A 25880-nucleotide genomic window follows, 5' to 3' on the forward strand; every position below is an offset into this window, starting at 1 on the left:
AGTCAGGGCGAAGCGGCGGGCGCGGCCAGGCGTTGGCGGGTGGCGGCTTCCAGCGACGTCAGGCCGGCACGTTGCCCGAGCTGCAGGGCCTGTTCCGGGCTGGCGTGTTCGTAGCGTGCAGTGACCAGGGCGAGCACGGCACCGGCGCGGTTGCCGGACGCGCAGTGCAGCAGCGCCGGACCTGCGCTTTGCTGCAGGGCCTGGTGCACGGCGCGCAGGTTGGCCGCATCCAGGCCATCGGCCCCGGCCACGGGAATGCGTACGTAGCGCAGGCCCAGCGATTCGGCCATGCCGGCTTCATCGAAGCCGCGGTCCTCATCGGGCTGGCGCAGGTCGATCACCGTGCGCACGCCCTGCGCGGCCAACGCCCGCAGCTGCGTGCCGCTGGGCTGGCCGCCGGCATACAGGCCAGGGCGGACTTCATTGAGAGGGGCGTTTTCGGCCAGGGCCGTCAGCGGCAGGCAGAGCGACAACAACAGCAGGCAGGTCAGGCGCAGCAGCATGGTCCTCTCCGGGAAAGCAATCTGCCGCTACAGGCGCAGTCCGGCGCGGGCCTTCAGCAGCTCGCGCAGTTCGTACTTGTCAGTATCGTCCAGACCCTGCTGGCGCTGCTTTGCCAACAACTCCTCCAGACGTTGCACCAGCAGCTGTTTCTCCAGCTGGGCCACGGCGTCGTGCAGTTCCTGGGTCCAGCTGGCTTCAGTGCCAGGCAGCGTCTGCGCCGCCAGCGTATGCAGCGCGGCCTGCTCTTCACGGCCGTCGAAGTGTTCCAGCAGGGCGCCGGTACTGATGTCCGGGCGCTGCTCGACCAACCCCAGCAGTTCCAGCAGCAGCTCCACGCCGGGCAGGCGCAGGCCCTGGAAGTGATGCTTGCCGCCCAGCGTGAGCGCCAGCGAGGGTTGCTGCAGCAGCACGGCGATCGCGCCGCGCACCAGGCTGCGCCTGGCCACCGGCTGGATCGTGCGCGCCGGCTGGCGCTGCGGCATCGGTGCGCGCGCGGACGCGGCATTGCCGCCGAGGCCGGTCAGCTGCGCCAGCTGCTGCTTCATCAGGTCGCCGAAGGCGCCATCGGGAATCTGCGCCAGCATCGGCTTTGCCCGCTCGGCCAGGCGTGCCTTGCCGTCCAGTGTGCCCAGGTTGATCTCGCGGGTGAGTTCGTCAAAGAAGAACTGTGACAGTGGGGTGGCCTGCTTCAGGCGCTCGTTGAACGCCTCGGCGCCTTCCTTGCGCACGATGGTGTCCGGATCCTCGCCATCGGGCAGGAACAGGAAGAAGGCCTGGCGGCCATCCTTCATGCGCGGCAGCACCGACTCCAGCGCCTTCCAGCCGGCGCGGCGGCCGGCGGCATCGCCATCGAAGCAGAAGAACACGTCCGGCGCGTTGCGGAACAGCAGCTCGGCATGGTCCGGCGTGGTCGCGGTACCCAGCGTTGCCACCGCCTGGGTGACCCCGAACTGGAACAGCGAGACCACGTCCATGTAGCCCTCGACCACGATCAGCCGCTCGATCTTCTGGTTGGCCTGGCGTACCTGCCACAGGCCGTACAGTTCGCGGCCCTTGTGGAACAGCGCGGTCTCGGGGGAGTTGAGGTACTTGGGGCCGTCGTCCTTCTCGAACACGCGGCCGCCGAAGGCGATGACCCGGCCACGGCGGTCGAAGATCGGGAACATCACCCGGTCGCGGAACTTGTCGTAGACGTGGCCGCGGTCGTTCTTGGAGAACAGGCCGGCGCGATCGAGCAGCTTCATGCGGCGCTCGTCCTTGCCCAGCGCATCGCGCAGGCCGCTGTAGCCATCCGGCGCGTAGCCGATCTGGAAACGCGCGCGGTTCTCTTCATCCACGCCACGGCCATCAAGATAGCTGCGGGCCTTGTCGCTGCCCTGCAGGTTGCTCTGGAAGAACTTGGTGGCCGCCTCCAGCGCCGAGTACAGCTCGCGGCTGTCATCCTGCTGCTGGGGGCTGCGCGGGTTCTCGTTGCGCGGCACTTCCATGCCGGCGCGCTTGGCCAGTTCATCCACCGCATCGAGGAACTCGAGGCGGTCGTAATTCATCAGGAAGCTGATCGCGGTGCCGTGCGCGCCGCAGCCGAAGCAGTGATAGAACTGCTTGGTGGGCGAGACCGTGAACGAGGCCGAGCGCTCGTCATGGAACGGGCAGCGCGCCGCGTACTCCTTGCCCTGGCGCTTCAGCGGCACGCGGCTGCCCACCACCTCGACGATGTCGGTGCGGGCCAGCAGGTCGTCGATGAAAGCGTCGGGGATACGGGCCATGGGCAACAGAACGGGGCGCGGCCGCCAGGGCGCGCTGCAGGGGGCGGCAGGTTCCCCTAGTTTACTCGCTGGCGATGCCGGGACCGGCCTGTTGGCCTTCAGCGCCGGCACGGGCCAGCTGCGCCCGTGCATGCTGGCGTTCGTCGATCACCGCGGTCATCAGCGCACCGACGAAGAACACGGCGGTGGCGTAGTAGATCCAGACCAGCGCGATCACCAGCGCGCCCATCGACCCGTAGGCACTGCCCGGGGCCACGGTAGCGATGTAGACGCCGATGCCATAGCGGCCCAGGGTGAAAAGCACCGAGGTGATGGCACCGCCGATGAAGGCCTGGCGCCAGGCCACGCGGCGGTCCGGCAGGTAGTGGTAGAGGAAGGCGAAGGCCAGCGTGTACAGCAGCAACGAGGTCAGGTAGCCGATCGCAGGCAGTACCGAGGGCAGCTGCGCGAACACCACCTGCAGCGCGGTGGTGGCGGTCATCGACAGGATCAGCAGGAAGCCCAGCGCCAGTACCACGCCGAACGAGAACACGCGCTTGCGCAGCCAGGCCTTGATGCCTTCCAGGCGCTGGCCGCTGGTGTGGAAGATCCGGTTCAGCGCGTTCTGCAGCTGGGCGAACACGGCGGTGGCGCCGACGAACAGCAGCAACGTGCTCCACAGCCCGGCCAGCGAACCAACGCTGGGCTGGCTGTTGGCGTTGTGCAGCACGGTGTCGGCGACGCTGGCCACGCTGCTGCCGGCCACCGAGCCGATCTGGCTGATCAGTGCCTGTTGCGCGGGCGGGTACAGCGAGGCGGTCAGCCACAGCAGCAGCACCAGCAGCGGCGCCATCGACAGCAGGGCGTAGAAGGAGACCGAGGCCGCCTGGGTCAGCACGTCGATTTCGACGAAGCGCTTGGCCACCGCCATCGGGAAGCTGTCCTGCAGGCGATCAGCGTAGTGGCGAAGCCGTGCGGGGATGCCGTGGGGGCGCGTGTCGGCGGGGGAGTGCGATGGCTCGACCATGGGGATGTTGTAGCAGCCGGGGGTCGAAGGTGCGGTGAAGCGAGTGCATCGATGGGGTCAGAGCCCTTCCGCAGCGCGAAAGGGATCCGACCCCGGCAATGGCTTATGCCAGCTGCTGCTTGACCAGCTTGGACACCAGGCCCATGTCGGCCTGGCCGGCGAGCTTGGGCTTCAGCGCGCCCATCAGCTTGCCCATGTCGGCCGGGCCGGAGGCACCGGTTTCGGCGATGGCGGCCTGGATGGCGGCCACGATTTCGGCTTCACCCATCTTGGCCGGCAGGTAGGCTTCGATGACCACGATCTCGGCACGCTCGATCTCGGCCAGGTCTTCGCGGTTGGCGGCTTCGAACTGGCTGACCGAGTCCTTGCGCTGCTTGACCATCTTGTCGAGCACGGCGATCACGGCGGTGTCATCCAGCTCGATGCGCTCGTCCACTTCGCGCTGCTTGATGGCGGCGTTGATCAGGCGGATCACGCCCAGCTTGTGCTTCTCGCCCGCCTTCATGGCGGCCTTCATGTCTTCGGTGAGCTGCTGCTTCATGCTCATGAGGAACCTCGTGGTGGTAGGTAGGGCGGGGCGGATGCCCGGACCCGGAAACGCAAAAAGCCGGCGACGCTCGCGCGTGCCGGCTTCGGCTCCATCGCGACAGGCAGGCCCGCCGCAATGAAGATGCGTCCGATCAGTACAGGCGCTGACGCTTGGTGACGTCGCGCGACGAGCGGCGCAGCTGACGCTTCACAGCAGCGGCGGCCTTGCGCTTGCGCTCCTGGGTCGGCTTTTCGTAGAACTCGCGCTTGCGGGTTTCGGCCAGCACACCGGCCTTTTCGCAAGTGCGCTTGAAGCGGCGAAGAGCAAACTCGAAGGGCTCGTTCTCGCGGACTTTGACGCTGGGCATGGAATCTCCGGGACACAGTAGAACCGGGTCACGCCCGGCGAGCCGCACATTATAGCGGCGAAACGACAAACTGCAAGCGGCCAACCCTGAATACGGGCCGGGGGTTCGAAAGCAGTGAGACCTGCACGTCCCCCGAGGGGGCGGCAGGGGCGTCATAATAGCAGGCATGCGAGTCCTTGGCATCGAATCTTCCTGTGATGAGACCGGCGTGGCGGTGTATGACACCGACCTGGCCGGCAGCGCGGCCCTGCGCGCCCATGCGGTCTACAGCCAGATCGCCCTGCACGCCGAGTACGGCGGTGTGGTGCCCGAGCTGGCCAGCCGTGACCACGTGCGCAAGCTGCTGCCGCTGGTGCGCCAGACCCTGGCCGAGGCCGGCCTGGGCGTGGGCGACATCGATGGCGTGGCCTACACCGCTGGCCCCGGCCTGGTCGGCGCCCTGCTGGTGGGCGCGGGCGTGGCGCGTTCGCTGGCCTGGGCGCTGGAGGTGCCGGCAGTGGGCGTCCACCATATGGAAGGCCACCTGCTGGCCCCGCTGATGGAGGACGACCCGCCGGAAGCGCCGTTCGTGGCGCTGCTGGTGTCCGGTGGCCATACCCAGCTGGTGGCGGTGGACGCCATCGGCCAGTACCGCCTGCTGGGCGAGACCCTGGACGACGCGGCCGGCGAGGCCTTCGACAAGACCGCCAAGCTGATGGGCCTGCCGTACCCGGGCGGCCCGCAGCTGGCCAGGCTGGCCGAGCAGGGCACGCCGGGCGCGTACCGCTTCGCACGGCCGATGACCGACCGCCCGGGGCTGGATTTCAGCTTCTCCGGCCTGAAGACCCAGGTCCTGATGGCCTGGCGCGACAGCGACCAGAGCGAGCAGACCCGCGCTGACATCGCCCGTGGCTTCGAAGATGCCGTGGTCGAGACCCTGTCGATCAAGTGCGAGCGCGCGCTGGAGGCGGCCGGGACCAACGTGATCGTGGTGGCCGGCGGCGTCGGTGCCAACACGCGCCTGCGCGCACGCCTGAAGCAGATGGCCGAGCGCCTCGGCGGCCGCGCCTGCTTCCCGCGCCCGGCGCTGTGCACCGACAACGGCGCGATGATCGCCTTCGCCGGCGCGCTGCGCCTGCAGGCCGGCCAGCACAGCCCGCCGAAGGTGGACGTGACTCCACGCTGGGACATGGCGACGTTGCCGGCGGTGTGAACCCCGACCGCCGCGCTCTGTATCGTCGAGCCATGCTCGACTGCGCGTGATCGAGGCTACGCACGCGCACCCAACGGCGACGCTGCCAGCACGGTCGTCGCCCGCTCATGGCGCTGCAGCCACCCCAGCGTATGCGGGCAGCGCGCATGGATCAGCCGCCCGATCGCCGCCAGGTCCGCGCCGAGGTCGCGTTCCAGGATGGGCTCGTGGTGCGCGATGCGGTTGCGCAGATGGCGGATGCGCCCGATGTCTGCATGGATGGCTTTCCTGATCACGCTTGGATGAGCTGCAGGCGCATGACGCAGAACCGTCCCGAGCGCCGGTAGCCACAGCGTGGCGTCGAAGCGACAGGTGAAGAGCTGCTGCCAGAACACCATCGGCAGGTCAGCGACGATCCCGGGTGTATCTGTTGCGCGGCTGGCGATCTGTTCCAGCGCGGCTCTGGCTGAGGTGGATGAAGAGGCAGGTAGCCTGCGTCTGAAGGCATCGTTCCAAGGCCAGCGCGGGCCGTGCTGTCGGGCCAATGCCGATGCCGCTGCGTTGCGCGTGACCACTTCGCACAGGTGGACCGGCATCATCAACGCGCCGCACATCCGCATGTTCCACACGTACAGGGATTCGGCAGTAACGTCAGGGCCGCAGGTTGATGCGATTCTCTCGTAGGTCGACAACCGCTCCGCTGACAACGCGCGCCTCAATGCATCGTATGCAGCCATTGTGATGTGCGGTGGTGAAGGGAAGACGCAGGTTGTCCAGGGATCGAGTCGGCCACCATCAGGAAACCTCCTTGCGTGCGTGGCCTGTTTCCCGCGTTTCGGCCGGGGCGAACACGAGGGTCTGCGTTGTCGGCATTGGCCTTGACCCACCGTTTGATGACTGACTAGTCTGGGCACCTGCGCCACCGGGACTCGCGGCTTGAGAAAGCTCCCCCCGGGGACAAAGGTAGTACCAAAGGGCTCCGCTAGCGGGGCCCTTTGTTTTTTTCGCGCCCGCCTCGGTCAGAGTGCCCACCGCCCGTTCCGGGCAGGCTCACCGCCGTGCCGTTACCATGGTTGCCTGTATTCGGCTGGTAACCGCAATGGACAAGGTTTTCATCGAGGGGCTGACGATCGACGCCCTGATCGGTATCTACGATTGGGAACGACGGATCCGCCAGGACCTGGTGTTCGACCTGGAAATGGGCTTCGACAACCGTCGCCCCGCGGCCACCGACGACATTGCCCACACCCTGAACTACAAGGCGGTCAGCAAGCGCCTGGAGCAGTTCGTGCGCGAGTCGGAGTTCGGCCTGGTCGAGACCCTGGCCGAGCGCTGTGCGCAGATCGTGCTGGACGAATTCGACGTGAAGTGGCTGCGCCTGAAGCTGAGCAAGCCGGGTGCGGTGCGTGGCGCACGCGCGGTGGGCGTGATCATCGAACGCACGCGGGACTGACCCGGCGACGCCGGCTGCGGCCGGCAACCTGGTAGTGCCGGCCGCTGGCCGGCAACCTCAACAGCAAAGAACGAAGCAAGGAGACAACCGATGGTGGACGCGGTGGTGGCGGTACAGTGGCTGGAAAAGCTGCAGAACACACTGGAACCCTATCCCGGCGCCTACCTGGCGTTGATGATCACGGCGCTGCTGGTCGCAGCGGGCCTGGCCAACTGGGTGACCAAGCGCATCCTGCTGCGCGGGCTGCGGCGTCTGCTCAGCCGCCTGCCGGGTGCCGACACCGGCCGTGGCAGCCATCTGATGCGGGTGATCTCGCGCCTGTCCAACGTGGTGCCCAGCCAGGTGATCGCCTCGGGCATCCGCATCGTACCGGACCTGCCGCCGGGTCTGGTCAGCTTCATCATCGGCGCCTGCCAGGCGTGGGCGATCCTGACCGTGGTGCTGGCGATATCGCATGCGCTGGATGCGGCCAACGACCTTTACGAGCGCCGCCCCGAGGCACGCAACAAGCCGATCAAGGGCTACCTGCAGGTCGCCAAGATCGTGATCTTCGTGATCGCCGGGCTGTCCATCGTCGCCACTCTGGCCGGCGTTGACCTGCGCTATCTGGTGACCGGCCTGGGCGCGGCCACCGCGGTGCTGATGCTGATCTTCCAGGACACCATCCTGTCGCTGGTGGCCAGCGTGCAGATCAGCGGCGATGGCCGCGTGCGCATCGGCGACTGGATCGAGATGCCCAGCCAGAACGCCGACGGTGACGTCATCGACATCGCGCTGCACACCGTGACCGTGCAGAACTTCGACAAGACCATCACCACCATCCCGACCAAGAAGCTGGTGACCGAGTCGTTCAAGAACTGGCGCGGCATGCAGGAGGCCGGTGGCCGCCGCATCAAGCGCGCGCTGTACCTGGACCAGCACAGCGTCGGCTTCCTGGACGAGGGTGACCTGGCCTTCCTCGGCGAGTTCGCGCTGCTGCGCGACTACCTGCACGAGAAGGCGCAGGAGCTGGGGCAGTGGAACGGGCGCCTGCGCGAACAGGGAGTGGCCGAGGTCAACAGCCGCCGGGTGACCAACCTGGGCACGTTCCGCGCCTATGTGGAGCGCTACCTGCGCAACCATCCGGGCATCCATACCGACATGACCCTGCTGGTACGGCAGCTGCAACCGACCACCGAGGGCCTGCCGCTGGAGCTGTACTGCTTCACCCGCAGCACCGCCTGGGGCGAGTACGAAGCGGTGCAGTCGGACATCTTCGACCACCTCCTGGCGATCCTGCCGGCCTTCGGGCTGCGGGTGTTCCAGGCCTCCAGCGATGCCATGTTGATGGCCGGGCAGCGCCAGTTGGCCGGCTCGGAGTAAGCTGCGAGGCCTCCGGCCGGACCGTACGGATCCGGCTGGAGCCTGAAACTGAACGACGAAACCTCTCGCCAAATGGCGCGGGATCGCTAGAATGCCGGGCTTGTAAACGTTTTCATCAAGGACTGCTGGTGGCCTCCGATCGCATCGAATCCCTCATTGCCCAGATGACCGTCGAGGAAAAGGTCGGCCAGCTGGGTGTCTTCGCGGACATGGTCCGCCCGTTCGCCCCGGACGTGAACCCGGAAGCCAACGTGCGCAATGCCGACCAGGTGCTGCAGCAGGTGCGCGAGGGCAAGGTCGGCTCGCTGTTCAATGGTGTCGGCGCCGAGCTGGGCCGCCGCATCCAGCAGGTCGCCACCGAGGAAAGCCGCCTGGGCATCCCGGTGATCCTGGCTGCCGACGTCATCCACGGCATGCGCACCGTGTTCCCGATCCCGCTGGGCGAGGCTGCCAGCTTCGAACCGGAGCTGGCCGAGCGCACCGCCCGCGCCACCGCCATCGAGGCGACCGCCGCCGGCCTGCACTGGACCTATGCGCCGGCCGTGGACATCGCCCGCGACCAGCGCTGGGGCCGTGGCGCCGAAGGGGCCGGTGAGGACGTGGTGCTGGGCTGTGCCTTCGCCGCCGCCCGCGTGCGTGGCTTCCAGGGCAGCGACCTGCGCGCCGACGATTCGCTGCTGGCTACGCCGAAGCATTTCGCCGCCTATGGCGCGGTGATGGCCGGCATGGAATACAACATGGTGGACATCTCGCCGCAGACCCTGCGCGACGTGCACCTGCCGCCGTTCAAGGCCGCCTTCGACGCTGGCGCGATTACCGTGATGTCGTCGTTCAACGACATCAACGGCGTACCGGCCAGCGCCAACGCCGAACTGCTGACCGACATCCTGCGCGGTGAGTGGAAGTTCCCGGGCGTGGTGATTTCCGATTACACCGCCGACATGGAACTGGTCGCCCACGGCTACGCCGCCGATGACCGCGATGCCACCGCCAAGGCGTTCACCGCCGGCCTCGACCTGAGCATGCAGAGCGGTTTCTACGCCGAGCACCTGCCGGGCCTGGTCGAGAGCGGCGAAGTGCCGATGGCAGTGCTGGATGAAGGCGTGCGCCGCATCCTGTGGCTGAAGGAAACCATCGGCCTGTTCGACGACCCGTACCGTTCGCTGGACCCGGCGCGCGAAGCGGATACCTCGCACATCGCCGCGCATGACGCACTGTCGCGCGATGCCGCACGCCGTTCGATCGTGCTGCTGAACAACCGCGACAACGTGCTGCCGCTGCGGAAGACCGGGCAGAAGATCGCGCTGATCGGCCCGTTCGTGCAGGACCGCGAGAACATCGAAGGCTGCTGGACGCTGTTCGGCGACAAGCAGCGCTACGTGGACCTGGAAACCGGCGTGCGTGCCGCCATCGGCGATGACTCGCTGCTGGAGATCGTGCCCGGCTGCGAGCTGGAAACCGCGATTGCCGGCGGCACCGAAGCGGCCGTGGCCGCCGCGCTGCGCGCCGACGTAGTGGTGCTGGCACTGGGAGAACCGCAGCGTTACAGCGGTGAAGCGCAGTCGCGCGTGGAGATCACCCTGCCGCCAGCACAGCAGGCGCTGGCCGAGGCCGTGGCGATGACCGGCAAGCCGCTGGTGGTGCTGCTGCGCAACGGCCGCGCGCTGGCGCTGCAGGGTGCGGTGCGCAATGCACAGGCGGTCGCGGTGACCTGGTACCTGGGCACGCAGACCGGCCATGCCGTGGCCGATGTGCTGTTCGGCGATTACAGCCCGTCCGGCCGCCTGCCGGTCAGCTTCCCGCAGGTGTCCGGCCAGCAGCCGTACTTCTACAACCACCCGCGTACCGGCCGTCCGGAACTGCCGACCATGTCGGAGTTCAAGGCGCGCTGGCGCGAGATTCCGAACGAGCCGCTGTATCCGTTCGGCCACGGCATCGGCTACACCTCGTTCGACTACGGCGTGCCGCAGCTGAGTGCCGCCCAGCTGGGCTGGGACGAGACCCTGACGCTCACCACCACGCTGACCAACAGCGGTGCTGTGGCGGGTGAGGAAGTGGTGCAGCTGTACATCCACGACCGCGTGGCCAGCCGCGTGCGCCCGGTGCGTGAACTGAAGGACTTCCGCAAGGTGGCATTGCAGCCGGGCGAGTCGACGGAAGTGGTGTTCACCCTGACCCGCGAGCAGCTGGCCTTCACCGGCCGCGACGGCGTGCTGCGTGCCGAGCCGGGCCAGTTCGAGGTGTGGGTGTGCGCCTCGTCGGCCGCTGGCGAAGCGGTGCAGTTCGAACTGCTGAAGGGCTGATCGAAGAAAAAGGGACGGAGGGAATTAAGTCGTTTGTGCCATAGACGACTTAATTCCCTCCGTCCCCTTTTTGTTGCCATCACTGGCCCGGCGCTACCATCGGGGCCTTGATCCGATGGAGTTCGCGCATGCGCAAGATGGCTTTCCTTGTTCCGGCCCTGCTGCTGGCCGCCTGTTCGCAGCCGGCACCCCCGGCCGAGCCTGCGGCGGATGCGCCGCCGCCGATGACCGGTTCCACCCCGGCCGAAGCGGCAGCCAGCACCACGCCGGACCCGGCCGCTGCGCCGCAGGCAGCGGCAGAGCACGCCAGCGAAAACTCCACCCCCGCCGCCGCCGAGGAGGGCGATGCACGCGCGCGCATCGACAGCGTGCTGGGCGATGCCGCGCAGTACGAGAAGGTGTTCAACGCGTTCAAGACCGCCGTGGTTGGTGGTGACCGCGCGGCCGTGGTGGAGGAAGTGCGCTTCCCGTTGAACATCGCTGGTGGCAAGAAGATCAGCGGGCCGGGCGAGTTTCAGCGCAACTACGAGAAGATCATCACGCCGGCGGTGGTCAAGGCGATGTCCGGGCAGGACTTCGGCAAGGTGTTCGTCAACCAGCAGGGTGTGATGATCGGTGATGGGCAGGTCTGGCTGACCGGCGAGTGCCTGGACAAGGCCTGTGCGCGTACCGAGGTGAAGGTCGGCACCATCCAGTGAATGCAAACGGCCCCGTGTACGGGGCCGTTGGGTAGGAGCGATGCCGGCCAGCGGCCGGCACTATCGGGCGTCAGGTCTTCGGGGTGAGCTTCAGCAGGCGTGCCTTGCTGCCGTCTTCCAGCAGCCACAGCGCGCCATCCGGGCCCTGTTCCACTTCGCGGATGCGCTCGCCCATGTTGAAGCGCTCGGCTTCGCGCGCGCTGTCGCCGTCGAAGGCCACGCGCACCAGCGAGGTGGAGGACAGGCCGCCGATGAAGCCGCTGCCCTTCCACTGCGGGAACAGGGTGCCGCTGTAGATCACGAAGCCGGCCGGGGAGATCACCGGCGTCCAGGTCACCTTCGGCGCGGCGAATTCCGGACGGGTGTCGTGGTCGGGAATCGGGCGGCCATCGTAGTGGTTGCCATTGGAGACGATCGGGTAGCCGTAGTTGGCGCCGCGCACGATCAGGTTCAGTTCGTCACCCCCGGCCGGGCCCATCTCGTGTGCCCACAGCTTGCCGTTGGCATCGAAGGCCATGCCGAGGATGTTGCGGTGGCCCAGCGACCATACCTGTGCGGCGACGCCCCCCTGCGAGGCGAACGGATTGTCGGCGGGCAGGCTGCCATCGTCGTTGAGGCGGATGATCTTGCCGAGGTTGCCGCTCATGTCCTGCGCCGGATCGAATTTCTGCCGCTCGCTGGAGCTGATCCACAGCTTGCCGTCCGGGCCGAAGGCGAGGCGGTGGCCGTAGTGGCCCTCGCCGCTGACCTTGGGGCTCTGCCGCCAGATCACCTTCAGATCCTTCAGCTGGCCGGCGCCGCTGGCGTCCAGCGCCAGGGTGGCACGGGCGACGGCGGCACCACGGGTATCCAGCGTGCCTTCCTCGGCGTAGCTGAGGTAGATCACGTGGTTGTGGGCGAACTGCGGATGCAGGATCACGTCGCCGAAGCCGCCTTGGCCGCCATAGGCAACCTTCGGCACGCCGGTGATCTCATGCTTCTGGCCGCTGGCCAGGTCCAGATGCTGCAGCTTGCCGCGCTTCTCGGTGACCAGCAGGCTGCCGTCGGGCAGGAAGGTCATCGCCCACGGTTGGTCGAAGCGGCTGACTTCGGTGGCGGTGAAGGGACGTTGGTCGGCGGCGGTGGTGGTCGCTGGTGCAGCGGCCTGGCCACCGTTGGCGGCCGGGTCGGCAGCGTTGCAGGCCGAGGTGGCAAGGATCGGCACCAGGCCGAGGGCGAGCAGCAGGGGCGTGCGGGTCATGGGTATCTCCAGTGCGGGGATGCGGATGGCCGGGCTGTCCCTTGTATACCACTGGAGCGGTGACCGTCGTGGCCCGAAGGTCCTGAACAGGTGCATGTCTGGACAGAGCCGGGCAGGACGCGGCTCTATCCTGGGCGCGGTACGATCAGGTACCGCGCGGTACGCCCTTGTCCAGCCGCTGGTCGAGGTTGACCGCCTCCTCCCAACCACGGCGCACCGCGCTGCGTGCCTGTGCCCATTCCAGGCGGCTGCGGCCGCGCTCGCTGGCCCAGCGTGATTCCAGCTCGCCTTCTACTTCCTCGTAGGCGCGGATGATGTCCTGGGCACGCGCCGCATGGCCGATGCGGTAGGCCGGTTCATAATCCTCGAAGAACAGCTGGTCGTCGTAGTACGGCTCGGCGGTGTAGCGCTCGCGCCAGAAGTTGCTGACCGCGTCGCGCGGCGTGCTGTCGTCCGGTACGCGGCCGGGAATCTGGTATTCGGTCATGGAAGGGCTCCGTTGTGGACGAAGCCTGATCGTGCCTGCGGGCGGGTTAACCGCCGGGGCCGGCAGCGTGATCGCCAGATCAATCCGCCGGTCAGGGCGCGCCACCGTTCATCCGGCGTCGGCGTCCTTGCGTGGCAGCTTGTAGATCACCGCGCCGATGGCGAAGGCCACCAGCGCGGCGGCGATGTTCTGCCAGCTGGCACTGGCGAACAGCGCCAGGCACAGCAGCAGCGCCAGTACCGGAATCAGCGGGCCACCGGGCAGTTTCAACGCGCCCGGGCGGTCGGCATAGCGCTTGGCCAGTACCAGTACCGCAGCGGCGGTGCCGATGTAGGCGAACAGGCGCGTGGTCATCGACAGCAGCGCCAGCTGCACGAACGAACCGGACAACGCCAGGCCGAGCGCGATCAGGCCCTGGCACAGGATCGACGCGGCCGGGGTATGGAAGCGCGGATGCACCTGCGCCAGGATCTTCGGCCCGTAGCCATCGCGGGCCAGCGCGAACAGGAAGCGCGGGCCCATCATCATCGTGTTGCTGTTGGTGCCGAGGATGGAGATGGTGGCACCGATGGTCAGGATCAGCGCCAGCGCTTCGCCACCGAATCCGGCGGCGGCGTCGGCCAGCGGCGTCGCCGAGCTGGACAGGCCGGCCAGCGTGCCCTGCGCCACCACCTGCACCGCGCCGTAGATGACGGTGACAGTGATGATCATGGTGATCAGCGCGAACGGAATATCGCGGCGCGGATTGCGGTACTCGCCGGCGGCGGCCGGGATGTTCTCGAAGCCGGCGTAGGCGTACAGCAGCAGGAGCGCTGCCTCGCCCATGCGCTGCAGGTCGTGCGGGTCCGGGCGCTGGCCGGAGAACGCCAGCTGCGGATCAATGTAGAACGCGCCGATGGCCACGAACAGCAGCAGCGGCAGCATCTTGCCGATCACCAGCACCACGCCGGTGCGCGCGGCCGAGCGCACGCCGATGATGTTGACCCCGATGAGGAAGCCCAGCGAGACCACGATCACCGCGATGCGACCCAGGCCGGCGCCAGCCCACGGCCAGAAGCGTGCGACCGCATCGGCCAGCGCATTGCTGAGCGCCGCGGCCGAGCTGATGCGGGTCAGCCAGATCATCCAGCCGATCTCGAACCCGGCGAAGCGGCCGAACGCCTCGCGCGCATACAGGTAGCTGCCGCCCGGCTCATCGAAGTAGCTGGCGGCCTGCGCGTAGCACAGCACCAGCAGCGCGACGACGATGCCGGCGGCGACCACGCCCCACAGGCTGAAGGGGCCGAGCAGGGCGACGGTGGCGGCCGGCAGCAGGTAGATGCCGCTGCCGATCACATCGTTGATCGACAGGCCGACGATCTGCCAGCGGCTGACCGCGCGCTGCAGCTGCGGTTCGTCCTGCGCGCTCAACGGACGTCTCCGCTCAGTGCGGGCAGCTGCCACTGTGCCTGCAGGCGCTGGTACTCGGCGCGCGGCAGCAGCACGAAGCGCGGCGTGTCCTGCGGCCGCAGCCAGTCCAGCAGCGCCTGCATGCGCGCCAGCGGCATGGCGGTGCAGCCGGCCGTGGCTTCGCCCGGCTGGCGCCACAGGTGGGCGAAGATGCAGCTGCCCTTGCCGGGCTGGTTGTCCGGGTTGTGGGCGATCACAAAGCCCTGCTGGTAGCGCACGTCGCCCTTGTTGTGCAGGTCCAGCCGCATCGGCTCGGTGGAGCCTTCCACGGCTGCCTTTCCAACCTTTTTCGCGTCGACGATGCGGTTGTAGAACGGTGAGGCGGGCACGTCCATGCAGTAGCTGCTGTCGAGCATCGGCTGGTAGGGCATTGCGGTGCCGGGGCGGGTGACGGCGTAGCCGAACGCGCTGCCGAGCGCGAACACGCCGGCCGGGCTGCGGCCGTCGCCTTCCTGCTTCTGCGGGCCATCGGCCTGTGCCGGATGCAGGCCCAGCCCCCAGGCGCTGCCGGTGCGGCCCAGTGCCACCGGGAATGGCTGCCCATGCGCGTGCCAACCCTTGCCGTCGCGTACATACGCCTGCAGTTGGCCCTGGGTGCTGTCCCAGCCTTCGCTGGTGACCACGATCAACTGGCGTGCGCCGTCCAGCGGCGCGGCGTGGACGGCCCACGCTGTGGCAAGCAGCAGCGCAGCGGTGGCGAGGCGGACCAGCGATTTCATCAACATGCGCTCCGGTCAGGAATCCAGCAGGTGGTCGATCCGCTCCAGGTTCACGGCCAGCTGCTGCTGGCGGTCCGGATTGGCGTGGCAGAGCAGCACGAACAGGAAATCCAGCAAGGCGTGCATGGCGCTACGGTACAGCAGCTGCGCCACCTGCGGCGTGCGGTCGTGCGCGCAGACCGCCAGTGCCGCATCCGCGTGCGCGCGCAGCGGATTGGCGGTATGGCGGGTGATGGAAATCACCTTGCCCCCCATGTCCTGGAACTGCCGCGACAGCTGCGACAGCTGGGGCAGGCTTCCGAATTCGGAGAACACCAGCAGCACATCGTTCGGGCGTGCCGCCGACAGGTTGGCCAGCATCAGGACCGGGTCGGTATGCGGCACCACCAGCAGCCCGAGCAGCGACAGCCGCATGGCGAACTCGCGGGCGTACAGGCCGTCATCGCCCAGCCCGTACACGAACAGCTTCGGGGCGTCGTCGAGCAGCTGCACGATGCGTTCGATCTCCGCGCGCGGGTTGGCCTGGCGGGTTTCCTCTTCGGCCAGTGCCTTGCTGCGACGCAGGGCCTCGCCCAGGCGCAGGTAGTCGTCGCCGCTGTCCGGCTCGCTCGGTGCCTGCTGCGGGTCGGTGCCGGCGCGGGCGACATCCTGGCCGACGGAGTATTTCAGGTCCGGGTAGCCCTTGAAGCCGAGCTTCTGGCTGAACTTCACCACGCTGGACTGGCTGATGCCCAGTGCGCTGGCCAGCTGCTGGGACGAGTAATCGCGCAGCAGGTGGGCGTTGTCGAGGATGAAGTCGGCGATGCGGCGTTCGATGGCCGACATCTGCCCGCGCTCGGAACGGATCTTCAGCAGGGGCGGCATGCGGGGTGTCCGGGTGTCTGCAAAGACGTTGCGGTTGGCAGCGTAGAGCGTGTCATGGAATGGGTCGGGCGGGTGGGGATTGCAGGGGACGCCGTGAATCCGTCCATGGAGGCTTGGCCGCCGCATCCATGCGGCGGACACCCCCGCAAGCCCCACCCGCCCGACCCCGGACACATCGCGCGCGTGCCAGCCGCGAAGGGATTGCGGGGTAGGGCAGAAGCAAGAGCAGGTGCATCCACGCATGGCGTGGATCTACCGTGGCACCTGCCTTGTAGAGTCGAGCCATGCTCGACTGCGAGCATCACCCCAGCATCTCCAGGCCGCGCACTTCGGTGATGCCCAGGCCCGGAACATCGCTGATGCTGATCTCCGATTCGTTGAAATGTACGCCGCCACTGACCGGGTCGAACTGGCCCAGCGACGGGCCGTCCAGGTCGACCTTGGTGATCACATCACTCTTGGCTACTGCCAGGTGCACCGCGGCGGCCACGCTGATGCTCGACTCGATCATGCAGCCGATCATGCACGGCACACCGTAGATGCCGGCGATGTCGGCAATGCGGATCGCGTTGGACAGGCCGCCGGTCTTCATCAGCTTGATGTTGATGATGTCGGCCGCACGCTGCTGGATCAGGTCCATCACCTGGCTTGGGCTGAACACACTCTCGTCGGCCATCACCGGCGTGTTGACGCGGTCGGTGACGTACTTCAGGCCGCTGATGTCGGCGGCCTTGACCGGCTGCTCCAGCAGTTCCAGCACCACGCCGGCCTCTTCCAGCGTACGCATCGCATGCACCGCCTGCTTGGCGGTCCAGCCCTGGTTGGCATCCAGCCGCAGCAGTGCGCGGCCTTCCACCGCAGCATGGATCGCCTTGACCCGTTCGATGTCCAGGCCGATATCCTTGCCGACCTTGATCTTCAGCGACTCGAAGCCGCGTTCGATTGCCGACAGCGAGTCGGCCACCATCTTGTCGATGTAGTCCACGCTGATGGTGATGTCGGTGGTGATCACCGGGTCGCCGCCGCCAAGCATCTGGTACAACGGCGCGTCATGCAGCTGCGCCCACAGGTCGTACAGCGCGATCTCCACCGCGGCCTTGGCGCTGGTGTTGCGCTCCATCGCGCTCTGCACCAGCCCGCACAGCCGGTTGAGGTTGGCCACCTCCTGGCCGATCAGGCGCGGCGCGATGAAGTGGCGGATCGCTTCAATGATCGAACCATGGGTGTCGCCGGTGATCACTGCCGTGGCCGGCGCTTCGCCATAACCGGTGTGGCCGGTGTCGGTGCGGATCAGCACCACCACGTCCTCCACGGTCTCCACCGTGCGCAGGGCGGTCTTGAACGGCGTCTTCAGCGGCACGCGCAGCATGCCCAGTTCGATGGCGGTGATCTTCATTCAGGGAGTCTTGGCTCGCAGGCGCTGGATGTTGGTGATGCGGTCGATGTAGCGGATGCTGTCGCTGGCCATCATCGGCTCCAGCGGCGTGACCGAAACACCATTGAGATGGGCCTGCACACGCGTGCCGTCGGCACCGAACCAGCTGCCGCCTGCCGTATCGTGGATGACCCAGGTGCGGCCGTCGACGTGGCCGATGGCCATCATCACGTGGCCAGGGATGTAGACCAGGTCGCCTACCTGCAGTTCGGTGACGGCGCGGTCGCGCACGGTCTTGCCGTCCTTGCCGGTGAACGGCAGGCGATCCAGCGCCGGGCTGACCGCCTGCGCGCTGGTATTGCGCGGCAGCAGCACGCCGAAGCTGCGGTAGATCTCGGACACGAACCCACTGCAATCGCGGGTGTCGTAGTCGTGGCCCCAGCCGTAGCGCTCGCCGAGGAACTTGAAGGCCTGCTGCAGCAGCAGGCGCGGGGTCAACGGCAGGTAGTCGGCGGCGGTGTCCTGCGAGCGCGGCAGCAGCGCCGGTACCAGCTTCAATCGACCATCGGCTTCGCGTACCGGCAACTGCACCACCCACGACGCATGCGCCTGCTGGCCGTTCACCGGCTCGGCGGCCGGCCAGTCGGCCAGTACCGGCAGGCGCACGCCCATGTCCAACTGCAGGCGCGACACGCGCGGTTCTTCCGGGGTGTAGGCGGTCTGCGCGGTGGCGCCGGTGATGATGCGGTAGGGCCCCTGTGTGCCGTAGCCGAGCACCGTGGCCTTGTCAGCGCTGGCGATCGCGTCGGCCTCGATCCACGCGCTGTAGCGCTCGCTGTGCGCGAACAGCCAGCGGCCATCGGCACTGCGATGCACTACGGCGACCTTGTCGCCGGGGAACAGCGCCGATTCCTGGAAGCGGTCGATGTCGGTGTCACCGACGCTGCTGAAAACGCGCTCGCGGGTGGGGAAGGTGCGCAGCGCCGCACGCCTCACCACCAGCCCATACTGCGGCGCTGCCTGCGCGGGAATCGCCTCCAGCCCGAGGTTGGCTTCGATCGCGCGGCGCAGTGCCGGTGTGATGGGCTGGCCCTTGTCGTTGTAGAGGGCGCGCGTGGGCCAGCTCGACAGCGCGGTGATGCTGTCGCGCACCGCGGTCGCATCCAGCTGAGCGGGCAGTGCGGCAATGTCCTGGATATGGCTGTCCTGCGCCTGCATCCGTGCGTTCTGCGCGTCGATCTGCGCGCGGTCGAGGATCGGCGCATCGGCGTTGTCCAGGCGTGCGGCCCAGTACTGCGGGGTCAGGAAGGCCTCGTGCAGGCCGATCACATAGGGCAGCGGTGCGCCGGGATCGGGTGCCGGGGCGGTCTGCGCAAAGGCCGGCGCCGCCAGCAGGCACAGCGCCAGGGTCAAGCGGCGCGGCCAATGCCGGTGCCGTTCGCGGGAAGCCAGGATCATGCGCTGCACACCCTCCTCGAATGTCTGTTGGAATATTTATTCCTTTCGGCTTCTAAATCAAGAATAAATTATTGACCGGCATCCCGGCCCGTGTTACACAGCCGTTACCACCCGCGCTGGGGAAGTGTCGCTGTGGATCCTGCCGTTCGCAAACCGCGTCTGACTGCTGCTGCCGGCCTGGGTGCCGCGCTGCTGCTGTGGGGGTGGTCGGCGGGCGCGGAGCCGCCGCCCTCGGCCATCCAGTTTGCGCGGGTCGTGCAGATGATCGACGTGGGACGGTTCTCCGAAGCTCATAGCGAGCTGAATACCTGGTCGGCGGCCGACGCGGCGGAACCGGGCGTCAGTTTCGATGACATCGCGTTCCAGGAAGAACGCATGCGCCGCATCCGCCTGGACTTTTCCCTCGACGAAACCGCCGCCAAGTCTGCCGTGCGGCGCTGGATTCCCGACCTGACCGACGAGGAATTCGCGCGCTGGGATCAGCTCGGCCTGATCGAGCACCTCGATATCGATGGCACGCGCTGGTACTTCAAGCGCGTACCGTCGAACCTGTTCCTGCTCAGCGATGAAGCACGTGCACGCCGCCGTGCGGATGCACCGATGCCGGCGCCGGGCCCGAACGAAGTGCTCAACGCCCATCACGTGCGCGTGCTTGCCGCGGCCGAACAGGGCGGCCAGGCCTCGGTGCTGCCGCAGCGCATTGAATTCACCCAGTCGCTGACGGTGAAAGCCGATGCGGTGCCGGCCGGCGAGATCGTGCGCGTATGGATTCCGTACCCGCGAGAGATTCCCGGCCAGCAGGAACAGGTGCAGTGGCTGGGCAGTACGCCGGGCAAGGCACGCGTGGCACCGGCAAGCACGCTGCAGCGCACCGCCTACCTGGAAGCCAGGGCGGTGGCCGGCCAGCCAACCCGCTTCGAGGTCCGCTACGCGGTCACGATCTTCGCCCGGCATACCGCGATTGATCCGGCCAAGGTGCAGCCGACGCCGGCCGATCCGGCGCTGCAACCCTACCTGTCCGAGCAGCTGCCACATGTGCGCTTCACTCCGGCACTGAAGCTGTTCTCCGACCAGGTACTGCAGGGCGAGACGCGGCCGTATGAAGTGGTGCGCAAGCTGTTCGCTGCGGTGGATCGCGTTCCGTGGGCCGGTGCGCGCGAATATTCCACGATCAGCAATCTCAGCGATTACGCGTTGCGTGCCGGCCATGCCGACTGCGGTCAGCAGACGCTGCTGTTGATCACGCTGCTGCGCATGAACGGCATTCCCGCGCGCTGGCAGTCGGGCATGGTGTTCTCCGACGATGGCAGCGGCTACAACAACCTGCACGACTGGGGGCAGGTCTACCTGGCGCCCTATGGCTGGCTGCCGATGGACGTGACCACCGGCGCACTGGCCAGCGACGTGCCGGCCCTGCGCGACTTCTACCTGGGTGGCCTGGACGGCTACCGCATCGCCTTCAACGATGATTTCGGCCAGCCCTTGGTGCCGGCCAAACAGCACTTCCGCTCGGAAACGGTCGACTCGCAGCGCGGCGAGGCCGAGTGGGCAGGCGGCAACCTGTACTTCGATCAATGGAGCTACGACTTCCAGTGGCGGGTACTGCCAGCCAGGCAACGCTAGCGCGACACATCACACTCCACACCATTCAATTCTTGCAGGAGAGAGCAGGGGATGAAGGCTTACAGTATTAAGCGGGCGGCGTTGTGCGTCGCCCTCGGGGCGTGTCTGGGCGTAGTGCTGCCCGGCATCGCGATGGCACAGAATGTGACGGGTGCAGTCGCCGGACGCGCGACCGCTGGTGACCAGGTCACCGTGGTCAGCAGCAGCACCGGCCTGACCCGCACCGTCAACGTCGGTAGCGACGGCAGCTACCGCCTGGGCCAGTTGCCGGTGGGTGACTACCAGTTGCAGCTCAGCCGCGACGGCCAGAAGCTGGGCGATCAGGTTGCCGTCAGCGTTGCTGTCGGCGGTACCACCACGGTCAATCTGGCCAGTGGTGGTGGCGTGACCAATCTTGATGCATTGCAGGTGGTCGGCACCCGCGTGGTCAATCGCGTGGATGTCTACTCCACTGAAACCTCCTTCAACATCAACCGGCAGGAAATCTCGCGGCTGCCGGTGGCTCAGGATCTGTCGGCCGTTGCGCTGATGGCGCCAGGCGTGGTGGGCGGCAACTCGTCGTTCGGTGGCCTGTCGTTCGCCGGTTCATCGGTGGCCGAGAATGCGGTCTTCATCAACGGCCTGAACGTCACTGACATGTATACCCGTCGTGGCTTCAGCACGGCGCCGTTCGCGTTCTTCAACGAGTTCCAGGTCAAGACCGGTGGCTACTCGGTCGAGTTCGGCCGCTCCACCGGCGGCGTGATCAATGCCGTGACCCGCTCGGGCAGCAATGACTTCGAAGGCGGCGTGGAAGTCACCGCCGAGCCCAGCGCATGGCGTGCCAGCGGCGGGGATCATTTCCACCGCGATGGCACTCCCCACTCCTATGGCAGCCGTGACAACAACTCGTTCCTGAAGACCAACGTCTGGGGTTCGGGGCCGATCATCAAGGACAAGCTGTTCCTGTTCGCGATGTACGAAGACCGCAGCGACAAGGGGCACAACACCTCGTCCGATGGCAGCACCTGGTTCAAGAACGACTCGGGCAACGGCTTCTGGGGCACCAAGCTGGACTGGAACATCAACGACAACCATAGCCTGGCGCTGCTGGCGTTCTCCGACGAAGGAGACGTCACCAATGCGTCGTATGGCTACAACTGGAACGCCGACCGGCTCGGCGCCTGGGGCGGCGACTCGGTCACCGAGACCGGCGGCCGCAACTGGTCGGCCACCTACACCGGCCACTTCGGCCAGAACTTCACCGCACGCGCCATGGTGGGCCAGAACAACCAGCGCGCGTTCACCAACTCGTCGCTGGACCAGGCCTGCAGTCCGGTGTTCACCGATAGCACCTACGGCCCGCGCCTGGGCAAGCTGCAGGGGCTGCGCGCCGGCTGCCATCCCACCGGCACGGCGGTGGCCGAACGCGATGACACCCGTGACGTGGCGCGCCTGGACTTCGAATGGCAGCTGGGCGACCACCTGTTGCGCTTCGGCGTGGACCGCGAGTTGATGACCACCAAGCAGTCCACCCGCTACCCGGGCCCCACCGAGCTGAGCTATACCGCTTACGTGGCGCGACCCGGCGACGAAGTGTGGGACGGCGCCAACGCCTTCGTGCCGGCGGGGGTCACCGAAATGCTGCGCGCGCGCAACCGCAAGTCCGGTGGCACCTTCGAGACCGAGGCCAATGCCTTCTACCTGGAAGACATCTGGAACATCACGCCGAATCTGATGCTGAACCTCGGCGTGCGCTGGGACCGCTTTGAAAACCGCACCGCTGCCGGCAAGGCGTTCATCAAGATGGACGACCTGATCGCACCGCGCGTCGGCTTCTCCTGGGACATGCGCGGCGATGGCAGCACCAAGCTGTTCGGCAACGCCGGTCGCTACTACCTGCCAGTCACCAACAACATCAACGTGAACTTCGCCGGTGGCCTGACCGACGAGTACAGTTACTACGTGCTCAACGGCTGGGAGCAGAAGACCTCGCCAACCGGCTCGCCGTACATGGCGCCGATCATCGGCCAGCAGATCGGGCCGACAGACACGCGCATGAACACCGGCGGTGCCGACCTGCGCCAGAGCGTGGACCGCGACCTGAAGGCGGTCTACCAGGACGAGTACATCCTGGGCTTCCAGAACATGATCAACCAGGCCTGGTCGTGGGGCGTCAACGCCACCTATCGGCGCATGACCCGTGCGCTGGATGACATCCGCATCAACTACACGCCGTGCGGCCCGACCCCGAGCACGCTGTGGCCGATCGCCAACCCGGGCGAGAGCCTGACGATCTGGGGCGACAAGAGCATCGGCTGCGCCAACGAAGGCTGGATCACCATCGATACCGCCAACAGCGGCTATCGCAAGGGCGGCAGCGGCGAGGTGATCGGTTACTCCAAGCCCAAGCGCACCTACAAGGCACTGGAATTCCAGATTGATCGCGCGTGGGACGAGAAGTGGATGTTCAACGCGTCCTACCTGTGGTCCAAGAGCGAGGGCAACTTCGAAGGGCCGGTGAACTCCGATACCAACTACGGTGATACCGGCATGGTGCAGTTCTGGGATCATCCGGCCACCAACGAGCGCTATGGCGTGCTGTTCAACGACTTCCGCCACCAGTTCAAGCTCCGCGCTGCGTATGCGCTGAACAAGCAGTGGTCGTTCGGCACCACGCTGCAGGTGCAGTCGGGTGGCCCGATCACCGCCTACGGCGTGATGTGGCCGAACGACTCCATCGCCGGCGGCAGCACCTCCAGCGAAGGCAGCGGCGGCGGCACCGGCTGGCTGTGCGTGGCTAATTGTTCGGGCCCCTACAACCAGCGTCAGTTCGAGTACAGCCCGCGCGGCGCGTTTGGTCGCCTGCCGTGGACCTGGACCATGGGCGCCAACGTGACCTGGCGCCTGCCGGTGGAAGGTATCGACCTCAGCGCCCGGTTGTCGGTGTACAACCTGTTCAACAACCAGAAGACCATCAACGTGCACCAGCGCTACGAAGCACAGCCCGGCCAGTACCGCGAGTCGACCTTCGCTACCGGCACACGCTGGCAGGCGCCGCGCTATACCCAGCTGGTGGTGACCTGGAACTTCTGAAGCCAGCGCCGCGTATAGCGTCGAGCGTGCTCGGCAGGATGCCGTACGTCCGTCTGAGGAACCTGGTTGAGCACGCCCGATGCGGCCTCTGTGTGGCTGCACTGGCGGTGTCTTCGGCTGCGGCAACGCAGCCGGTAGACACCGCATCCATCGATGCCGACGTCGTCGCGATAGTCCGCGCCGAACATCTGCCCGGGCTGGCGATGGTGGTGGTCGAGAACGGACAGGTGGTCTATCGCCATGCGGAAGGCAAGCGCGGCGATGGCGGACGCATCGACGAGGACACGCTGTTCAAGATCGCCTCCAACAGCAAGGCGATGACCGCCGCGCTGCTGGCGCGGCTGGTGCAGCAGGGCAGGCTGCGCTGGGATGACCCGGTGCAGCGCCATCTGCCGGAGTTCCGCATGCATGACGCATGGGTGGGCCAGCAGATGCAGGTGCGCGACCTGCTGATCCACAACAGCGGTCTCGGCCTGGGAGCCGGCGACCTGATGCTGTGGCCGGAGCCGAACACGTTTACCCGTGCCGACATCATTGCCGGGCTGGCGCACCTGAAGCCGGTCAGCAGCTTCCGCAGCCATTACGCCTACGACAACCTGATGTACGTGGTGGCCGGCGAAGTAGCCGCTGCGGCCGGTGGAAAACCCTATGACCAGCTGATGCGCGAACAGGTGTTCGAGCCACTGGGCATGGCACGCTGCCAGGTGGGGGCGTGGTCGGTGAAACGCGTGGGCAACGTGGCGCAGCCGCATGCCTGGCGCGGCGAACGCAACGAAGTGGTGAACGCCGATGGGGCCATCAGCCCGAACCTGCCCTCGATGGCCGCCGGTGGCATCCGCTGCTCGCTGCGTGACATGACGCGCTGGATGCAGGTGCTGCTGGATCCCGCGCTGGCGCCGGACTGGCTGGGCGCTGAGCAGCGCCGCACGCTGTGGACCCTGCACATGCCGATGCCGCTGGGCGAACGGCAGCGGCGCTGGGACAACGCGCACTTCTACGGCTACGGATACGGCTGGCGGGTGTCGGACATGGACGGGCAGTGGAAGGTGGCGCACACCGGCACGCTGTCGGGCATGTATTCGTCGCTGGCCCTGCTGCCCGACCGCAAGCTGGGTGTGGTGATGCTGATCAACGGCGAGGGCGAGGATGCGCGCACCGCCCTGATGCAGGCCACGCTGAAACGGTTCACCGCCGCGCACGATGCGCGCCCGGCGAGGGCCTACCTGGCCGAGCTGAAGGCTGAGCAGGCCACGCGGGCGGCAACCGGCCATCAGCGGCCGATGACGTCGGATGCACGGCAGGCGTCGGCTTCCGATCTGCCACGCTGGCAAGGCCGCTACACCGACCCGTGGCTGGGGCCGGCCTCGCTGTGTCCGGGCAAGGACGGGCTGCGTTTCAGCGTGGACAAGTCGCCCAGGTTGCAGGCCACGGTGCTGCAGCTGCAGGGGCGCTGGCTGCTGCGCTGGGATACGCTGGGCGACGAAGCACAGGCGTGGCTGCAACCGGGCGAAGGCCCGTCGCCGACGCTGGACCTGCGCGCCATCGATCCGGACATCGACTTCAGCTATGACTTCCAGGACCTGCATTTCACTCGTACTGGCGACTGCGCTGGCCGCGACCGCCAGCGCCGCTGAGCCACCGCGCGTTTCAGCGGCCACCGATGCAGCCAGCGCCGGACTGGTGGAGATCCGCACGCTGTCGCCACACATCGACATGGATATCCGCTACGCCGGCGCCAACAACTTCACCGGCGCGCCGGTACCCGGCTACGAGGCGCCTTCCTGCTATCTGCTGGCGCCAGTGGCGAAGGCACTGGCCCGGGTGGAGCGGGATCTGCGCGCAGATGGATGGGGCCTGCGGATCTACGACTGCTATCGACCGGTGCGCTCGGTGCAGGCCTTCATGGCCTGGGTGAACGACCCGCGCGAGCTTTCGCGCAAGGCATTGCAGTATCCGGACCTGGACAAATCGCGCCTGCTGGCCGACGGCTACATCGCCGAGCGTTCCGGCCACAGCCGCGGTGCCACCGTCGACCTCGGCCTGCTCGATTGCCGCAGCGGCACCTGCACGGCGCTGGACATGGGGACGGATTTCGATTTCTTCGGGCCGCGTGCGCATACGCAGGCGAGCGGATTGAGCGACGTGCAGCAGGCAGATCGACAGCGGCTTGTGCGCGCGATGGCCCGGCGCGGTTTCGTGAATTACCCGAAGGAGTGGTGGCACTACACGCTGCAGCCCGAACCGGACCCCGGCACCGCGTACGACGTCCCGGTGCGGTAGGGGCATCGGCAGAGGGTCGCTGCTGTTGGTAGGTGTCGACCTTGGTCGACACGGTAGATCCACGTCATGCCTGGATGCTTTTCGTTTGATCATCGAGATACTCGATTTCGATGGAGATTCATCCACGCATGGCGTGGATCTACCACCAACC

Annotated in this window: 22 protein-coding genes; 9 read left to right on the forward strand and 13 right to left on the reverse strand. The window is 67.1% G+C overall.

The window, feature by feature from the left end:
* Positions 1-2: 2 nt before the first annotated feature.
* The 5 genes from K5L94_RS01710 to rpsU all read right to left on the reverse strand — a co-directional run bounded on the left by K5L94_RS01710 (position 3) and on the right by rpsU (position 4172).
* Positions 3-503, reverse strand: a complete 501-nt coding sequence (locus tag K5L94_RS01710) for a protein tyrosine phosphatase family protein (protein WP_053448589.1) — start codon at positions 501-503, stop codon at positions 3-5.
* Between the two features lie 27 nt (positions 504-530).
* On the reverse strand, positions 531-2270 hold the full coding sequence (dnaG, locus tag K5L94_RS01715; protein ID WP_053448590.1) for a DNA primase: 1740 nt from the start codon (positions 2268-2270) through the stop codon (positions 531-533).
* A 61-nt stretch (positions 2271-2331) separates the two neighbouring features.
* Positions 2332-3276: a YihY/virulence factor BrkB family protein gene (locus K5L94_RS01720; RefSeq protein ID WP_053448591.1), complete on the reverse strand. Its 945-nt coding sequence runs from the start codon at positions 3274-3276 to the stop codon at positions 2332-2334.
* Positions 3277-3379: 103 nt separating this feature from the next.
* Positions 3380-3823, reverse strand: coding sequence for a GatB/YqeY domain-containing protein (locus K5L94_RS01725; RefSeq protein WP_004153909.1), 444 nt, complete (start codon positions 3821-3823; stop codon positions 3380-3382).
* Between the two features lie 133 nt (positions 3824-3956).
* Positions 3957-4172 (reverse strand): 30S ribosomal protein S21, encoded by a 216-nt coding sequence (gene rpsU, locus K5L94_RS01730; protein WP_002808376.1) that lies wholly within the window; start codon positions 4170-4172, stop codon positions 3957-3959.
* A 166-nt stretch (positions 4173-4338) separates the two neighbouring features.
* Between rpsU and tsaD the strand changes: the two genes are divergently transcribed.
* Positions 4339-5364, forward strand: a complete 1026-nt coding sequence (gene tsaD / locus K5L94_RS01735; protein ID WP_274511872.1) for a tRNA (adenosine(37)-N6)-threonylcarbamoyltransferase complex transferase subunit TsaD — start codon at positions 4339-4341, stop codon at positions 5362-5364.
* A 56-nt stretch (positions 5365-5420) separates the two neighbouring features.
* On the opposite strand, the gene K5L94_RS01740 is transcribed toward tsaD, so the two are convergent.
* On the reverse strand, positions 5421-6080 hold the full coding sequence (locus K5L94_RS01740; RefSeq protein ID WP_274511873.1) for a hypothetical protein: 660 nt from the start codon (positions 6078-6080) through the stop codon (positions 5421-5423).
* Positions 6081-6442: 362 nt separating this feature from the next.
* Here K5L94_RS01740 and folB point away from each other — a divergent pair, with 362 nt between their 5' ends.
* The 4 genes from folB to K5L94_RS01760 all read left to right on the forward strand — a co-directional run bounded on the left by folB (position 6443) and on the right by K5L94_RS01760 (position 11159).
* Positions 6443-6796, forward strand: coding sequence for a dihydroneopterin aldolase (gene folB / locus K5L94_RS01745; protein ID WP_005407807.1), 354 nt, complete (start codon positions 6443-6445; stop codon positions 6794-6796).
* A 90-nt stretch (positions 6797-6886) separates the two neighbouring features.
* The gene (locus K5L94_RS01750; protein ID WP_274511874.1) at positions 6887-8158 is read left to right on the forward strand and encodes a mechanosensitive ion channel family protein; all 1272 of its coding nucleotides are present in this window, start codon (positions 6887-6889) and stop codon (positions 8156-8158) included.
* Between the two features lie 128 nt (positions 8159-8286).
* A complete protein-coding gene (locus K5L94_RS01755; RefSeq protein ID WP_274511875.1) occupies positions 8287-10461 on the forward strand; it encodes a glycoside hydrolase family 3 N-terminal domain-containing protein in 2175 nt (724 codons plus the stop codon).
* Between the two features lie 128 nt (positions 10462-10589).
* Positions 10590-11159 carry a hypothetical protein gene (locus K5L94_RS01760; RefSeq protein ID WP_274511876.1) on the forward strand — a complete coding sequence of 190 codons (570 nt, stop codon included), beginning with the start codon at positions 10590-10592 and terminating at the stop codon, positions 11157-11159.
* A 70-nt stretch (positions 11160-11229) separates the two neighbouring features.
* On the opposite strand, the gene K5L94_RS01765 is transcribed toward K5L94_RS01760, so the two are convergent.
* The 7 genes from K5L94_RS01765 to K5L94_RS01795 form a co-directional block, all read right to left on the reverse strand.
* Positions 11230-12399 carry a PQQ-dependent sugar dehydrogenase gene (locus K5L94_RS01765; protein WP_274511877.1) on the reverse strand — a complete coding sequence of 390 codons (1170 nt, stop codon included), beginning with the start codon at positions 12397-12399 and terminating at the stop codon, positions 11230-11232.
* A 145-nt stretch (positions 12400-12544) separates the two neighbouring features.
* Positions 12545-12886: a hypothetical protein gene (locus tag K5L94_RS01770; protein ID WP_053448598.1), complete on the reverse strand. Its 342-nt coding sequence runs from the start codon at positions 12884-12886 to the stop codon at positions 12545-12547.
* Positions 12887-12994: 108 nt separating this feature from the next.
* The gene (locus K5L94_RS01775; RefSeq protein ID WP_274511878.1) at positions 12995-14296 is read right to left on the reverse strand and encodes an APC family permease; all 1302 of its coding nucleotides are present in this window, start codon (positions 14294-14296) and stop codon (positions 12995-12997) included.
* On the reverse strand, positions 14293-15054 hold the full coding sequence (locus K5L94_RS01780) for a L,D-transpeptidase family protein (RefSeq protein WP_274511879.1): 762 nt from the start codon (positions 15052-15054) through the stop codon (positions 14293-14295). The genes K5L94_RS01775 and K5L94_RS01780 overlap by 4 nt, the downstream gene beginning before the upstream one ends.
* Before the next feature lie 15 nt (positions 15055-15069).
* On the reverse strand, positions 15070-15918 hold the full coding sequence (locus K5L94_RS01785; RefSeq protein WP_274511880.1) for a MurR/RpiR family transcriptional regulator: 849 nt from the start codon (positions 15916-15918) through the stop codon (positions 15070-15072).
* 301 nt (positions 15919-16219) lie between these two features.
* Positions 16220-17314 (reverse strand): dipeptide epimerase, encoded by a 1095-nt coding sequence (locus K5L94_RS01790; RefSeq protein WP_274511881.1) that lies wholly within the window; start codon positions 17312-17314, stop codon positions 16220-16222.
* Complete coding sequence (locus tag K5L94_RS01795; RefSeq protein WP_274511882.1) at positions 17315-18751, reverse strand: SH3 domain-containing protein; 1437 nt, start codon at positions 18749-18751, stop codon at positions 17315-17317.
* Between the two features lie 132 nt (positions 18752-18883).
* Between K5L94_RS01795 and K5L94_RS01800 the strand changes: the two genes are divergently transcribed.
* From K5L94_RS01800 to K5L94_RS01815, 4 genes are read left to right on the forward strand one after another with little or no spacing between them, the layout of a single operon-like run.
* Entirely contained in the window at positions 18884-20374 is a 1491-nt protein-coding gene (locus tag K5L94_RS01800; RefSeq protein ID WP_274511883.1) for a transglutaminase-like domain-containing protein, read from the forward strand.
* A 51-nt stretch (positions 20375-20425) separates the two neighbouring features.
* Positions 20426-23449 carry a TonB-dependent receptor gene (locus tag K5L94_RS01805; RefSeq protein WP_274511884.1) on the forward strand — a complete coding sequence of 1008 codons (3024 nt, stop codon included), beginning with the start codon at positions 20426-20428 and terminating at the stop codon, positions 23447-23449.
* Between the two features lie 38 nt (positions 23450-23487).
* Positions 23488-25083, forward strand: coding sequence for a serine hydrolase domain-containing protein (locus K5L94_RS01810; protein ID WP_274511885.1), 1596 nt, complete (start codon positions 23488-23490; stop codon positions 25081-25083).
* Positions 25016-25729: a M15 family metallopeptidase gene (locus tag K5L94_RS01815; RefSeq protein ID WP_274511886.1), complete on the forward strand. Its 714-nt coding sequence runs from the start codon at positions 25016-25018 to the stop codon at positions 25727-25729. Before K5L94_RS01810 ends, K5L94_RS01815 begins: the two co-directional genes overlap by 68 nt.
* Positions 25730-25880: the final 151 nt, after the last annotated feature.

The organism is Stenotrophomonas forensis (genome assembly GCF_028752115.1).
GTDB lineage: Bacteria > Pseudomonadota > Gammaproteobacteria > Xanthomonadales > Xanthomonadaceae > Stenotrophomonas > Stenotrophomonas forensis.

Bases quoted from the DNA above. Each gene is read 5' to 3' on its own strand.
- K5L94_RS01710 (WP_053448589.1), bottom strand. From the start codon at position 503: ATGCTGCTGCGCCTGACCTGCCTGCTGTTGTTGTCGCTCTGCCTGCCG.
- dnaG (WP_053448590.1), bottom strand. From the start codon at position 2,270: ATGGCCCGTATCCCCGACGCTTTCATCGACGACCTGCTGGCCCGCACC.
- K5L94_RS01720 (WP_053448591.1), bottom strand. From the start codon at position 3,276: ATGGTCGAGCCATCGCACTCCCCCGCCGACACGCGCCCCCACGGCATC.
- K5L94_RS01725 (WP_004153909.1), bottom strand. From the start codon at position 3,823: ATGAGCATGAAGCAGCAGCTCACCGAAGACATGAAGGCCGCCATGAAG.
- rpsU (WP_002808376.1), bottom strand. From the start codon at position 4,172: ATGCCCAGCGTCAAAGTCCGCGAGAACGAGCCCTTCGAGTTTGCTCTT.
- tsaD (WP_274511872.1), top strand. From the start codon at position 4,339: ATGCGAGTCCTTGGCATCGAATCTTCCTGTGATGAGACCGGCGTGGCG.
- K5L94_RS01740 (WP_274511873.1), bottom strand. From the start codon at position 6,080: ATGGCTGCATACGATGCATTGAGGCGCGCGTTGTCAGCGGAGCGGTTG.
- folB (WP_005407807.1), top strand. From the start codon at position 6,443: ATGGACAAGGTTTTCATCGAGGGGCTGACGATCGACGCCCTGATCGGT.
- K5L94_RS01750 (WP_274511874.1), top strand. From the start codon at position 6,887: ATGGTGGACGCGGTGGTGGCGGTACAGTGGCTGGAAAAGCTGCAGAAC.
- K5L94_RS01760 (WP_274511876.1), top strand. From the start codon at position 10,590: ATGCGCAAGATGGCTTTCCTTGTTCCGGCCCTGCTGCTGGCCGCCTGT.
- K5L94_RS01765 (WP_274511877.1), bottom strand. From the start codon at position 12,399: ATGACCCGCACGCCCCTGCTGCTCGCCCTCGGCCTGGTGCCGATCCTT.
- K5L94_RS01770 (WP_053448598.1), bottom strand. From the start codon at position 12,886: ATGACCGAATACCAGATTCCCGGCCGCGTACCGGACGACAGCACGCCG.
- K5L94_RS01780 (WP_274511879.1), bottom strand. From the start codon at position 15,054: ATGAAATCGCTGGTCCGCCTCGCCACCGCTGCGCTGCTGCTTGCCACA.
- K5L94_RS01785 (WP_274511880.1), bottom strand. From the start codon at position 15,918: ATGCCGCCCCTGCTGAAGATCCGTTCCGAGCGCGGGCAGATGTCGGCC.
- K5L94_RS01790 (WP_274511881.1), bottom strand. From the start codon at position 17,314: ATGAAGATCACCGCCATCGAACTGGGCATGCTGCGCGTGCCGCTGAAG.
- K5L94_RS01795 (WP_274511882.1), bottom strand. From the start codon at position 18,751: ATGATCCTGGCTTCCCGCGAACGGCACCGGCATTGGCCGCGCCGCTTG.
- K5L94_RS01805 (WP_274511884.1), top strand. From the start codon at position 20,426: ATGAAGGCTTACAGTATTAAGCGGGCGGCGTTGTGCGTCGCCCTCGGG.
- K5L94_RS01810 (WP_274511885.1), top strand. From the start codon at position 23,488: ATGCCGTACGTCCGTCTGAGGAACCTGGTTGAGCACGCCCGATGCGGC.
- K5L94_RS01815 (WP_274511886.1), top strand. From the start codon at position 25,016: ATGACTTCCAGGACCTGCATTTCACTCGTACTGGCGACTGCGCTGGCC.